Below are 14,117 nucleotides of genomic sequence, written 5' to 3' on the forward strand. Positions count from 1 at the left end.
CGCGACGCCAGCCAAAAGGCTCGCGCCTGCGGAAGTCTCGATACACTGTAAGTCAGACGTTAGCAGTCGGACTCGAGAGGTCGGACCTTTGTCGATGTTTCTTTTCCAACGGCTCCGCCAGTTTTGGCAGGCTTTGACCCAAGACGAATCTGAATCGGCGATCGAAGCGAAGTTAAACGTTCGTCTTCAGCGAGCCGTGCAAGGATTACACAACGTCTTTCAGAAACACCAACTACAACCAGGAATCGACTATTCTATCAGACAAGGGAACCGCCGCCAAGGATTTCGGTCACAGCAAGCGATCGCCATTTCCTTAGACAGCCCTCGCGCCAATCAGATGGTGCGATCGAACCCCGAAGTCCGCGCCGCCTTCGACAACCTATTACGTAGCTTAGGTGACATCGACGGACAAGCCGGATATCCCTGTCGCCTCCCGCAATTCCCCGCCTACATCGAACGCTGGAAACAAGCTAGCCGTGGATAGTGGATAGTCACCAGGGAACAGGAAACAGGAAACAGGGAATCAGGAAAAGCGTCTCCCCCTCTCCCTCTCTCCCTCTCTCCCCCTCTCCCTCTCCCCTACCGCCTCCGCCACACCTTCACCGTCCCATCTGCCGTACCGCTGACGAGGGTTTCGCCGTCAGCACTCACCGCCACCGCCATGACCGCATCGGAACGATCGCTGAGGGTGGCGATCGCTCGACCGCGAACCATATCCCAAATCTTCACCGTCCCGTCCGCACTGCCGCTGACGAGGGTGTTTCCGTCGGGACAGACGGCCAGAGACGTGACCGAACCGGCGTGTTCGTTGAGCGTTTGGCGAGAGCGATCGCGATCGAGATCCCACAGTTGCACCGTGCGATCGCGACTGGCACTGGCCAGGGTACGGCCGTCGAGACTAAACGCCAGAGCGTTAATAGGTTCGCCGCTGTCCGTCAAGCTGCGATCGCGCTCCAAACTGCCCCGTTCGCTGTCGAAACGCCACAACACGATCGATCCGTCTGCCCCACCGCTGGCCAACATCGACCCGTCGGGACTGAACGCCAAAGCATCCACCCGGCCGCGATGCGCCTCCGTCCGACCGCGATCGCTGGCCGAAACCCGTTTGCGCTTCGGCGACACCTTCACCTGCCAAATTTGAACGATCCCCTCAAACCACCCGCTGGCTGCAAACTGTCCGTCGGGACTCACCGCCAGCGATCGCACCGATCCGGCCGCTTCCTCCTCGTCCGCCAGAGTCTCCACCAAACTCTGTTTCTGCAAATCCCACAACTTCACCGTCTTGTCCCAACTGCCGCTAGCCAACAAAAACCCGTCGGGACTCACCGCTAACGCACACACGGGGCTGTCGTGTTCCGACAACACCCCCAAGGATTCCCCCGTTTTCAGACGCCACACCTGAATCGTCTTATCGAAACTGGCACTGACCAACAATTCGTTATCGGGAGACACCACGAGGGCGCTCACCCAATCCCCGTGGTCGGTCAGCGTAAACACGCAATCCCACTGTTGCTGGGGAACCTTCACCATAAACGTCGGCAACCCCACCGTCCCCGAGGAGGCAACCGGATGCGACGTCGGACGTTCTATAGCGTCCACACTGCTTTCGCTGGCGGCTGGTTCTTCCCTCGGCGGAGACGACAGGGGCAACGTGGGGGAAGCGGTACTTTTTGCCTTAGACGACTCGCGACCTTCAATAGAAAACATGGGAACCGCCGGTTTCTTTGGCGGGGGCGTCTCTTGGCAGTACGCCTGTGATTCCTCTCCAGAGGAGGGAGGTTCGCGACGCCGTTCTAAGGGTAAATCGAGAGAAAACTTGCTCGAAGAGGGGGGGTTTTCGGACTCTGCCTCGTCCAACGGGGGGACGTTCTCGGGGCTGTCGTCGTCCTCCGTTTCTGTCGGAACCGGTTCGATATCGATGGGAACCGAGGCGTGCCATTGATGCCGCAGTCGTTCCAACTCGTCCGTTAAATACTCGATTTGCAGTTCCAACTCGTCGATACGCTGAGGTAGCGGCGAATCGTTGAGATAGGCGATGGTGTCGGAGAGAGACTCGTGCAAACTCTGGTATTCCGCCTGAAGCTGTTGCAATTCCCAACGAACGTCTGACCCCGGTGGCTGTTTCCGAGACGGCGGCGTTGCCGGACGGTGGGAAAATGCGTGGGGGTCGCCGAGTTGCGATCGCAGGCGATCGATATCGTAAGACAATTTCTGATGAACCTGGGCGACGGCCGCCATCGTCTGACGTTGCGCCATCGTTTCCAAATTGCGGCGGTTCGTTAAGTTCAGCAACAGTGACAGAGAAATCGGCACCCCAGCAAAGACGAACCGACCGGACACCGCTGCCACCAACGTTCCCACCACCGTACTAATCCAGCACAGATATTCAGCAACTTGCAGTTGATTGGGAGAACGACGCATCTTTTACAGTGAGCAGTGAACAGTTTTGACATCCTCTCCCAGCAACCCGTTCCGGGTATGCAGGGAGATTCCTTGGGTCGCCCCAAAGATTTCCTGCTTCAACAGGTGCCAGCTAGACTGAGTAACCTCAGTCCCCGCCGCCTCCCCTCCACAGGCAGTTTCGATTTGCCGTTGCCCACGGCTACAGATGACTTGTCCACTCGCCACATCACGGGGTTTGACTGACCCACAGTTGTGACAGTGATGGATTCGAGTTGAGAGGTCTTTGCGAACCTCCACTCCACAATCCGGACACTCCTGAGAAGTGCCACGGGCATCAACTTTGCCGTAAAAGACATCGCGCTTCCAGCACACCCAGGGAAGGATCTGATTCACAAATTGTCCCAATCCAGCATCCAGGGTGTGTTTGCCCAACATCCCTTTGGCCATAATGCGGAAGTCGAGATCTTCGACAAAAATCATCCCTGCGCCGTCGCAGAGGTGATGAGCTAACTTGAAATGCCAGTCTTTTCTCGTATCGGCAATCCGTTGATGGACTCTCGCAATCTTCTTCTGGAGTTTCAGCCAGTTAGCTGACCCCTTCTGCTTTTTCTTCAATCGACGTTGCAGCAATTTCAGCTTGCGGTGCAAATTGTTGAAAAAGCGAGGTCGCTCGACCTGTTCTCCATCAGACGTTGAAAGAAAGTACTCCAGTCCAACGTCAATCCCTACCGGATGTCCGTGAGGGGCTACAGCAGGAATATCGACGTCAGCCTGAAGGCTAAGCACGACAAAGTACCCGGATGCCTTGCGGACAATCTGGGCTTGCTTAACCTGAAATAAATCAGGAATTTTCCGCGACCACCGAACCCGAACCCATCCCAACTGAGGCAACTTAATCCCTTTGTCAGAGATACAGTTTTTGAGTCCTCGACTCCGCTCGGACTCAACGCTGAGCGAAGTCGAAGCGAGCGGAGCCGAAGCGTTGAGCATCTGGGGGAAGACAAAGCTTCGCATCCGGTTGGGTTTTTTGAATCGTGGAAGACCCGAACGCTTTAACCGCCACGACTCCCAGGAGGCTTCCAGTTTTCGGATGACTTGTTGAAGCACTTGGGCATTGACAGTCTTTAATCGGGGGTATTCAGCTTTGGCCGCAGTCAGCGACTTGCACTGCCGCGCATAACTGGGAAATGGTGCATCCGCTGGCAAGATGTATTCCTGCACGATGGAACACGCATTCACGGGCGACTTTCGGGAATTTAGCCAATCCTTACGTTCCCGCAGGGCAAAATTCCAGACATTGCGGCACACATCCAAAATGTGTTCGATGTCTGAAACCTGCTCCGCAGTTGGCTCTAGCTTGAATTCCCACGTCATGTTTAGCATGAAATTATCTTAGCCTATGAAATAAATATTTGTTTCCTAGGCTTAAGCGAACTACTCCCTCCCGTCGCTTCACCACCCCCCAAGCCCTCGGCTATGGGCGGAGCACTGCGACGGATCTTGGTAGGGTGCGTGACTTGAAAAATCGGGTGTCGATCGTGAGACCGATCGATCTGTCACGCACCGCCAATGTACACCGCCAACATACAAGGGTGCGTGACGCGGGCAGCCAATGAGGTTGAAATCCGGTCAATGGTGTATTACCGCGTCACGCACCGCCCCAAACCCAAACGTAACTGAGAATGGTAGAGTGCGTGACCGGATCGGCGAATCTGGTTGAAATCCGATCCATGGTGTATACCTGCCTCACGTACCGCCACAAATTCGGTAGATCGATCGTTCTCCATCATCCCATCATCCCCTCACCTCATCATCTCCTCCCCATCCCCAGGTAGGTCGAACGAATCTTCTCAAGTCGATTAAACTGTGAGAAAACTTACAGAAAATTTGTGACACTTGGCGTCTATCGTAACGTCTTTCTTGACTGTCCCTTTTTATACTTGTTGAGCGATGACTTCTCTTTCCGTGGCTTCTCCTGCTTTGTGGCTCGATCGCGTACGACCGGATATCCGAGGTTTACAACCTCAATTGGTGCAGTGGCGGCGACATTTACACCAATATCCAGAATTGGGGTTTCAAGAACATCTGACGTCGGAGTTCGTGGCACAAAAACTCCAAAGTTGGGGTGTCGATTTTCAAACGGGAATTGCGAAAACGGGTATCGTCGCGGCGATCGAAGGCATTCAGCCGGGGCCGGTGTTGGCGATTCGGGCGGATATGGACGCTCTGCCAATTCGCGAGGAAAACGACGTTCCGTATAAGTCCCGCCACGACGGGAAAATGCACGCTTGCGGCCACGACGGACACACGGCGATCGCACTGGCGACCGCTTATTATCTCTCTCGCCATCGAGCGTTTCGCGGGACGGTCAAGTTTGTGTTTCAACCGGCTGAAGAAGGCCCCGGCGGTGCTAAACCGATGATAGAGGCGGGGGCGTTGAAAAATCCCGAGGTGGACGCCATTATCGGATTGCATTTATGGAACAACCTTCCTTGGGGAACGGTGGGAGTGCGTAGCGGTCCGTTGATGGCGGCGGTGGAACTGTTCGATTTGCAGGTGTTGGGAAAAGGCGGTCACGGTGCTATGCCCCATCAGACGGTAGATGCGATCGTGGTGGCTTCGCAAATCGTCAACGCGTTACAGTCGATCGTGGCTCGTAACGTCGATCCGATCGATTCGGCGGTGGTGACGGTGGGCGCGTTCGAGGCGGGTTCGACCCACAATGTCATCGCCAATACCGCGCAGCTTAAGGGAACGGTTCGTTATTTCAAACGTCAGTACGAAGGCTTTTTCGGCCGCCGCGTCGAGGACGTTGTGGCGGGAATTTGTCGCAGTTACGGCGCCCGTTACGAGTTGGACTATTGGCAACTGTATCCAGCGACGGTGAACGACCCGCGTATGGCGGCGTTCGTGAAATCGATCGCGGAACAGGTGGTGGAAACTCCGGTGGGGTTAGTTCCCGAATGTCAGACAATGGGCGGTGAAGATATGTCCTTTTTTCTTCAGGAAGTTCCGGGATGTTATTTCTTCCTGGGATCGGCGAATTCTCAGAAAAAACTCGATTATCCCCACCACCATCCTCGATTCGATTTCGATGAAACTGTGTTAGCAATGGGTGTGGAACTCTTCGTTCGCTGTGTCGAACAGTTTGGCAAAACGGACGTTCGCCCGTCGGCTGTCGATCGCCGATCGCTCGTCTAGATCGGCGGGTGTCGTGAAGAGTTGAAGAGGGAGGAAGGATCGGCGACCCCTTTTTTCCCTCGTCCCTTCGCCCTTTTTCGAACGATCTCTTCACGCAGTTTGAACTTGAGGAGAGTTAGAGGTGCGAACGTTCTGGCGGATGGGAATTCGCATGACGAATTCAGTGCCTTGTCCCGGCTGAGATCGACATTCGAGAGAACCGTTGTGTTTGTCGGCAACGATCGAATAGCTGATCGCCAGCCCCATGCCAGTTCCTTTACCAATGGGTTTCGTAGTGAAGAAGGGGTTAAAAATTTGCGATCGCACGCTTTCTTCCATTCCCATTCCCGTATCGGAGATCGAGATTTCGATTTGGTTGTCTCCGATACAGCTCGTCTGTACGACGATGCGTCCCGGTCTTCCCGAGTCGCGATCGTCTTCTAAGGCGTCGATGGCGTTCGAGAGGAGGTTCATGAACACTTGGTTCAACTGTCCCGAATAACATTCAACTTCTGGGAGATTGCCGTAGTGTTTGACGATTTCGATTTCGGGACGGCTCGATTTCGCTTTGATGCGGTTGTGTAAAATCATCAACGTGGTATCGATGCCGTCGTGGATTTCTACGGGCTTGAGTTCGGCTTCGTCGATACGCGAGAATTTCCGCAAACTCAGTACGATCTCGCGAATGCGTTCGGCACCGACTTGCATTGATTGTAAAAGTTTGGGCAAGTCTTCCACGAGAAAATCGAGTTCGAAGTCTTCGATCGTGTCTTGGATTTCAGCACCGGGATCGGGGTATTTATCCTGATAGAGCTGTAGAATGTCCAAGATATTTTGGGTGTATTCGTTTGCGTGAACTAAATTCCCAAAAATGAAGTTTACGGGGTTGTTGATTTCGTGGGCGACACCGGCGACCAACTGACCCAAACTCGACATTTTTTCACTCTGAACGAGCTGGACTTGCGCTTTTTGTAAGTCTTCGAGCGCTTGGTTGAGTTCGGCTGTGCGCTCGCGAACTCGTTCTTCGAGTAGAACGTTTTGTTGAGCGAGTTGTTGGGTTAAAAAGTGAAGCTTTAAGTGCAGGCGAACTCGCGCCAACACTTCTTCTTGTTGAAATGGTTTTGTGATGTAATCAACCGCTCCAATCGACAAGCCTTTAACTTTATCGACGGTGTCAGCGAGGGCGCTCGTAAAAATTACGGGAATATCGATCGTTTTCGGATCGCTTTTCAAGCGCTTGCAGGTTTCAAATCCATCGATCCCCGGCATCATGATATCGAGTAAAATCAAGTCTGGGGGAGCATAGTATACTTTGTCGAGAGCGCTTTCTCCGTCTTGGGCGACCAATACTTCAAACCCGGCACTATCGAGAAAATCCGACAGGACATCTAAGTTGGCCGGATTGTCGTCAACAATGAGAATGACACTGGAATTGAGAGATTCTAAATTCATAACCCACCTCTAAAATTTGTTTTTTTCAATCGTGATTGTAAAGGTTTGGTTAACCGAGATCGGCAGTAAGTTTAGGATAGAACACATCGGGTTTCAGGAGAAAGTTAACAGCATCGCTGGCGGGTAACGGCCGAGAAAAAAGATAGCCTTGTGCGAACTCACAGCCCATATCTCGCACGGTTTCGAGCTGGAGAGATGTTTCGATCCCTTCAGCAACAGTATCCATGTCTAAGCTATGGGCGAGCGTCACGATCGTTTTGACAATTTCATTTCCATTATCTCTACTGTGAAGGCGACGCACAAAAGATTTATCGATTTTTAAAGTTCGCACGGGAAATTCGTGCAGGCGACTGAGGGAGGAATATCCCGTTCCGAAGTCGTCTACACAAAGTAACAAGCCTAAGTCTTCGAGTTGTCGAAGAATATCGAAGACGTGTTTGTGGCTTTCTAACAAACAGCTTTCGGTAATTTCAAGTTTGATACAGCCGTGGGGGAGCCGAGCGCGATCGAGAGTCTCTTCGATTAAATCGATCAGTTGTGGCTGCATCAGTTGAATGGTGGAGAGGTTAATATTCATCACCAAATCTCGATGGTTGGGAAACTGCGATCGCCATTCGGAGGCTTGGCGACAAGCTTCTCGAAACACCCATCCGCCCAAAGCATGAATCAAGCCAATTTCTTCACTAATCGGGACGAACTGAATCGGAGAAATCAAACCACGTTGGGGATGATGCCAGCGTAGTAACGCTTCAAATCCCGTCACGCGTCCGGTTTTCAAACAAATCAGCGGTTGATAGTACAGGTGAAATTCCTCCGAGGCGATGTTGTCGCGACAGGATTCGCTACCGATGGCGCGGCGCAGTTCGTTTTCTAAATCCAAACGGGCTTTCGCACGGGCTTGCATTTGCGGGTTAAAGATGGCGTAGCGTCCCCGTCCGGCTTGTTTGGCTTGATACATGGCCACGTCGGCATCCCGCAACACGTCTTCGCAGGTGCTGTAGTCGGTGTTACCCAGCACGATACCGATACTGGCGTTGGTAAACACTTCGTAGTTGTTCGCGATGCGAAAAGGTTGGGAAAACTGAGCTTGAACATTGCGTACCACGGGTAAAATACTCTCGATCCCCACATCGCGTTCGAGGAGAATTACGAATTCGTCGCCCCCCAAACGGGCAATACAAGTTTGGGAGTTGTCGCGGTTGGGTCGGTTGTCGGAGTTACTCTCGAGAACCTGTACGAGTCGTTGGGCGACGTCTTCGAGAAGGGCGTCTCCAGCTAGGTGGCCGAGACTGTCGTTGATGACTTTAAAGCGATCGAGGTCGAGAAACAGCAGGGCAAACCGATAGGCTTGGCTGTCGCGGTTCGGAGGGCGGGATTGGCTGACGATCGCCTCGAGGCGATCGAGTAACCAAGTTCGGTTGGGCAGTCCGGTTAGGGAATCGTGCAAGGCTTCGTAGCGAAGTTGTCGTTCGCGCATCAGCAGTTGGGTTTGGGTATGCTGCAAGCGATCGATGGTGTCGTGCAGTTCGGCGGTGCGAGAGGCGACGAGTTGCTCGAGATAGGTGTTTTGGTCGGTTAACGCCAAGGCCAGCGATCGCAGTTTCAAATGAAGCTGAATGCGCGAGAGAACGACTTCTTCGTAAAAGGGTTTGGGAATGTAATCGACAGCCCCGAGACCCAATCCCTTAACTTGATCGGCGGTTTCGGACAGGGCGGTCATAAAAATCACGGGGATCTCAGCTGTGGCGGGATTGTCTTTCAACCGCTGGCAGGTTTCAAACCCATCGATTCCCGGCATCATCACGTCGAGACAAATCAAATCGGGGGGATCGTATTCAGCCCGGTCGATGGCACTCTGGCCGTCTCGTGCGATCAATACTTCGTACCCAGCCGCCTCTAAAAAGTTCGAGAGAACTTCGAGATTTGCGGGGTCGTCATCGACGATTAAAATAGACTGAGACGTACCGTGATTCGCGTTCATGGTCGGTCGGCTAGAGATAGTATCGATCGAGAAACTCGAGAAGGGCTTTGTCTTGATACGTGCGCGCGAGCGTTTCGAGTTTGTCGGCAAACGGGCGCAATTGGGGATCGCGCTCGGCCAGCTCGCGAACTTGTTCGATCGATCGCTTGAGACTCCCCCGTCGGGCAAGATGACGTAAGGTTTCTAAGATTTCGGGCGGTGGAGGAACGATCGTCTCGGACTCTCGATCGTCCTCGGAAGCCCGATCGCGATCGCTCTGAGAGGACGGCAACGGGGTCGACGGGGATTCGGAGTCGTCGTCGTCGTCGCTGTAAATCCAATCGACCTGTAAGTGCTGCTCGAACGTCGCGAACAGTTCGCTGGCTTGCAGGGGTTTGGACAGCACACCGTTACAATCGACGCTGGTGCCGAGATCGCCGCCGGGGGTTAGGGGACTAGCTGAGGCTGCGAAAATGGGAACGGTCTGTAAAGCAGGCTGTTGACGAATTTGCCGTATTAACTCGAATCCGTCCATGACGGGCATCACCAAGTCGGTGAGAATCCCGTCGGGGGGATCGGCCGTCGCCAACTCTAAGGCTTCGCGTCCGTGGCTCGCTTCGATAATGTCAAAACCTACCGAGCGTAATAGTTCGACGGCAGCGGTGCGGCTTTCCCAGTTGTCATCGACCACGAGAATTTTGCGTTTTCGACCGCGATAGCCTCGCACGACTCTCGGGAGCGGACGCGCGATGTCCGGTAGTTGTCCGTCGCTCCGTTCGGGTAGCAACAGCTCGAACCCGAACTGGCTGCCCTGTCCGAAATGACTGCGAACGTTGAGAGTTCCCCCCATCATCTGCACGATTTTTTGAGCGATCGTCAGTCCCAATCCGGTACCTTCAGATTGTCGGTCGGCGTCGCGTACTTGCTCGAACGGTAAGAACACGCGCTCGAGTTGCTCGGGTTTCATGCCAATTCCCGTATCTTCGACCTCGAAGCGAATTCTCGAGGCCGCGCCGGTTTCGGGAGATGCTTCGAGACGTTCGACGAGACTGACCCGTAAGGTCACGCTGCCGCTTTCGGTAAATTTGACTGCGTTGCCCAGAAGTTCCATGAGGACTTGGCGCAGGCGCTTTTTGTCGGCGTAAACTGCTGTGGGCAGTTGGGGATCGAAATACTGTTGAAAGGTCAGGTCTTTCTGACTGGCTTTGAACTCGAACAAGTCCCCGACGCGATCGACAAACGTTGCCAGGTGAAATAAGGCTGGCGACAGGGTCATGCGATGGGCTTCGAGTTTGGCAAAGTCGAGGATGTCTTCGATGAGTGCCAACAGGTGGGTTCCGCACTGGTGGATGACGCGCACGCCGTTTTCCAGGTTCGGAGGTAAGTCGTCGAGTCGTTGGAAAATTTGTGTGTAACCGAGGATGCCGTTGAGGGGCGTTCGTAGTTCGTGGCTCATGTTGGCGATGAACTGGCTTTTCGCTTGGTTGGCGGCGTCGGCCATTTCTTTGGCGTGTCGCAGTGCCTCTTCTGCTTGTTTGCGATCGGTGATGTCGGTCAGCGACCCGACCATGCGGATGGGGATTCCCGCGTCGTTCCACACGGCTTTGCCTCGGGCGAGAATCCAGTGATACGTGCCGTTTTTGTGACGGGCGCGATATTCGCAGCTATAGTGCGGGGCTTCTTTACGAAGATGTCGGTCTAACACTTCGCGAATGCGATCGAGGTCGTCGGGGTGGAACACGGACGCCCATTTTTGAAAGGAGTTGATTTCGTTGGCACTGTAACCGAGCATTTCGAGGCAGCGTTCGGACAAGAAGCAGTAATCGACGGTTAAATCCCAGTCCCAGATGCCGTCGTTGCTGCCGTCGAGGGCCATTTGCCAGCGTTCTTCGCTTTTTCGGAGTTTTTCTTCAGCTTGTTTGCGTTCGGTGATATCGGTATGCGATCCCACCATACGCACGGGATTTCCGGCATCGTCCCAGAGGGCTTTACCGCGATCGAGAATCCATTTATAGCTACCGTCTCGGCAGCGTCGGCGATATTCGACGCTGTAACAGTCGGTTTGTCCGTTCAGATGGTCTTGGAAAGCGCCTAATACAGCCTCGCGTTCGTCGGGATGAATCAAATCCGTCCACGCCTCGAGACGGTTGGGTAGCTCTGATTCTCGATAGCCGACCATTTCTCGACAGCGTTCGGACACGAAAACTTCTCCGGTTCGGAAGTCGAGATCCCAAATACCGTCGTTATTGCCCTGTAAGGCGAGTTGCCAGCGTTCTTCGCTTTTTCGCAGCTGTTCTTCGGCTCGTTTGCGGGCGGTGGCGTCGGTACCGACGGACAGCCCTTCGAGGAGACGACCTTCTCCATCGAAGACGGGTTGGTTTGCCCAGACGACCCAGACGATCTCGCCGTTTTGTCGCACGTTAGGGTGTTCGCGGATTTTGTGGGCTTCGGGACAGGTGGTGAGATCTGCTAGATAGGCGTCCCAGTCGAATTGAGAACGGTTGGATTCGGGAATGATTTCGGTGATGGACATTCCGACGAGATCGGCCTCGTCGTAACCGAAAAATTGCTGGCCGTAGTGGTTGATAAAGCGAATGCGACCGTCGGGAGTCCAGCGCAGGATGATGCAGTTGGCAGCTTCGATGAGGGTGCGATATTCGGCTTCGCTGGCTTCCAAGGCCAGTTGGGTTTGCTTGCGAGCGGTAATGTCCCGTATCGTTGCCATTACGCGGATCGCGCCCTCGATGTCTACGGCAGTTAGCCAGACTTCGGCGTAGAAGGGTTCGCCAGTATCTGCCCGACAGTGCAACCACTCGAAGTTACAGGTTCCCCGTTCGATCGCTCGTTCTATACGTTCTTGGGCGGCGATCGTGCTGCTGGAACCGTCGGGTTGGACGGGGGGAGACAAACAGGCTGGACTGAGACGGCAAAAGTCGGTTTTGTTGGCAACGCCGAACATGGTGAGGGTGGCGGCGTTGCAGTCGTTGAAGCAGTAAGGCGGCCCGGATTCTAATAGGATAACGGAGTCTTGAGTACCTTCGTATAACAGGCGATAGCGTCGTTCGGAGGCACGCAGTTCGGCTTCGATCCGCTGTCGTGCTTGGATTTCTCGTTCGAGGGCTTCGGTACGTTCGGCTATTTTTCGTTCGAGCGATCGCCTGTTGTCGTCGAGTGGTTGGGGAGAACGTTCTAAGTCTTCATTCATGGCATTGAAAGCATAGGCCAGATCGACGAGTGCGGCAGCACGAGCTTTCGCCAAACGCCGATCGAACGGTGGGTTCGCGAGGGCGAGGAAAGTTTGGCTAACGTAGATGACCCAACGGACTTTCTCAAGGTGACAGCTGCGTTCTCGGTCGCAGGGGGACGGAGATCGGATTGACAATCTAGCGGTGGGACGATGAAAAACGATCGATTGGAAACCGATCGTTCTGAGCTGACTGGGGAACCGATCGATCGATCCTAGCGTCCTCTGAGTCTCGGATATGTTGGACGAGCGATGTGGGGAAATCGGCTCGGCTCGGCGATCGACAAGGCCGGTTTGTCTGGGGCGGCGACTGTCACAACAGCACGATCGCTCTGGCAGCCAGCCAGCAGAAACGTCCCTCTCAAGTGCTAATGGCACTCCTCGGGAAACTCCTCCCAAAATGCTATTGGGGGGATAGATAGCAGAAGTCCTGGGTCGCGTGTCTTCTGTCATCGAAATTTAATAGGGCAGTTCAGCCCGGAAATCGGTCTTAGAGAACGTTGGGTCAGAGAACGATGCTTGACTACCGCCAGATTTAACTGTTGGTTAACTTGGCAAGCACTGGGTTTAAACCTAGCTTAACCTGCGATCGACTGAATTACAGTGTGAAGTTAAAATATCAATATGAATTTATTCTGTACTCCCTAAGCAAACTTTAGCACAGGTATCTGAGTCTCGTAAATTCAATGCAAAATATGAAGAAAATTCCTCTCTTTTGTGTTAAATCATGAAATTTACGAACGTCAGATCGGGGAAATTACGGATCTGTAGCAAAGATGATTTGACGTTAATCTCGATTTTAGATTGCGTTCGACAAAAATCGATTTTTTTCTTGTCCGTGGATCGATCGTATATCGATCTGGTTGATTTGAATCCTAATTTTTTATTTTTTTTAGACAAAAGCAAAGGGAGTTTTGATGTGGATCTTGAGAGAATTACACCATAAGCGCTCGCTTTACCATCAATTTGCTTGAATAAAGGTTTAGATTCAAGCTTTATGTCATTTTTTTGATGCGATCGCCGATTCTGATTTTAAATTATAATAATTTTGTTGAGATCGTCAAGACACTATACTCGAAAAAATATAGCAATCTCAGGTAAGTCGTGGAAGGAGCGAGACGCCTCAACCCTTACCATAGTTAAAGCGAGAATACACAACTGATTTAGGACTGCTATGGTGTTTTAATATTTGTTTTATGTAAAAATAATTGTATGAATTAAAAACCAGACAATGATACATTAAAATTAAAATTTCGATCGATCTCAAGATAGATATTCAATATCTTAGTGCGTTATCGAATAGATTGAGACTCTCCAAAGTCTCGTTGTCGGACTTTATTGCGAAAATATTGATATGTTCAGACTCTATAATTTTAATCGACTTGTGGTTGACGTATAAATTACTATACGATCTGTATTAAACCTGGGTTATAAATTTATCTTTAAAAATTTTTTATAAGATTTTTAAAGATTCATATTAAAGCCAATTTTTAACATTTTTTTTCGAGCAATAACATATAGTTAAATTAAACCAAAATAAAATATGTATGATATTGTTTTGGATTATTTTAAAACGTTTGAGTGTTCGATCTAAAATATATCAAAAAATTAATTAAAAAATAAAAAAAATTAAAAATATATCAAAAACAAAAGATTGAAATAAAAATAAAATTTTTATTTATTGCATTTAAAATATTTGGCTTGTGTTTTAATTTCTAAATTTATTTTTCGATCGCAAAATATCTGTATGCTAGCAATGCCAGCAGTTTCGAGATTTGTGAATGTCGATATTTCGTTCGATTATAAAGATAAATTTTACAATATTGTACGATCGAATCTATCCCTGACAGTCTTATCGGATACATTAATTATTTAAAG

General features: G+C 51.7%; 8 protein-coding genes. 3 read left to right on the plus strand and 5 right to left on the minus strand.

Going from position 1 to position 14,117, the window contains the following annotated elements; translation table 11 throughout:
- The first annotated feature begins 88 nt into the window (after nt 1-88).
- Nucleotides 89-484 (plus strand): hypothetical protein, encoded by a 396-nt coding sequence (locus GEI7105_RS0108070; protein WP_144053718.1) that lies wholly within the window; start codon nt 89-91, stop codon nt 482-484.
- A gap of 95 nt (nt 485-579) precedes the next feature.
- On the opposite strand, the gene GEI7105_RS33255 is transcribed toward GEI7105_RS0108070, so the two are convergent.
- Both GEI7105_RS33255 and GEI7105_RS0108080 read right to left on the minus strand, forming a co-directional pair.
- Nucleotides 580-2,421 (minus strand): WD40 repeat domain-containing protein, encoded by a 1,842-nt coding sequence (locus GEI7105_RS33255; protein WP_017659968.1) that lies wholly within the window; start codon nt 2,419-2,421, stop codon nt 580-582.
- Nucleotides 2,422-2,424: 3 nt separating this feature from the next.
- Complete coding sequence (locus tag GEI7105_RS0108080; protein WP_017659969.1) at nt 2,425-3,786, minus strand: RNA-guided endonuclease InsQ/TnpB family protein; 1,362 nt, start codon at nt 3,784-3,786, stop codon at nt 2,425-2,427.
- A 567-nt stretch (nt 3,787-4,353) separates the two neighbouring features.
- Here GEI7105_RS0108080 and GEI7105_RS29650 point away from each other — a divergent pair.
- Complete coding sequence (locus tag GEI7105_RS29650) at nt 4,354-5,604, plus strand: M20 family metallopeptidase (RefSeq protein ID WP_051044124.1); 1,251 nt, start codon at nt 4,354-4,356, stop codon at nt 5,602-5,604.
- Between the two features lie 90 nt (nt 5,605-5,694).
- Here the strand turns inward: GEI7105_RS29650 and GEI7105_RS0108090 are convergent, their stop codons facing one another.
- Genes GEI7105_RS0108090 through GEI7105_RS33260 form a run of 3 tightly spaced genes read right to left on the minus strand, consistent with a single transcriptional unit; the run spans nt 5,695 to nt 12,377 of the window.
- Nucleotides 5,695-7,035: a hybrid sensor histidine kinase/response regulator gene (locus GEI7105_RS0108090; protein WP_017659971.1), complete on the minus strand. Its 1,341-nt coding sequence runs from the start codon at nt 7,033-7,035 to the stop codon at nt 5,695-5,697.
- 49 nt (nt 7,036-7,084) lie between these two features.
- On the minus strand, nt 7,085-9,016 hold the full coding sequence (locus GEI7105_RS0108095) for a two-component system response regulator (protein WP_017659972.1): 1,932 nt from the start codon (nt 9,014-9,016) through the stop codon (nt 7,085-7,087).
- A 10-nt stretch (nt 9,017-9,026) separates the two neighbouring features.
- On the minus strand, nt 9,027-12,377 hold the full coding sequence (locus GEI7105_RS33260; RefSeq protein ID WP_017659973.1) for a PAS domain-containing hybrid sensor histidine kinase/response regulator: 3,351 nt from the start codon (nt 12,375-12,377) through the stop codon (nt 9,027-9,029).
- A 116-nt stretch (nt 12,378-12,493) separates the two neighbouring features.
- Here GEI7105_RS33260 and GEI7105_RS38345 point away from each other — a divergent pair, with 116 nt between their 5' ends.
- On the plus strand, nt 12,494-12,661 hold the full coding sequence (locus GEI7105_RS38345; RefSeq protein ID WP_158413184.1) for a hypothetical protein: 168 nt from the start codon (nt 12,494-12,496) through the stop codon (nt 12,659-12,661).
- The last annotated feature ends 1,456 nt before the right edge of the window (nt 12,662-14,117 follow it).

Source organism: Baaleninema simplex PCC 7105 (genome assembly GCF_000332355.1).
Lineage (GTDB): Bacteria > Cyanobacteriota > Cyanobacteriia > Cyanobacteriales > Geitlerinemataceae > Baaleninema > Baaleninema simplex.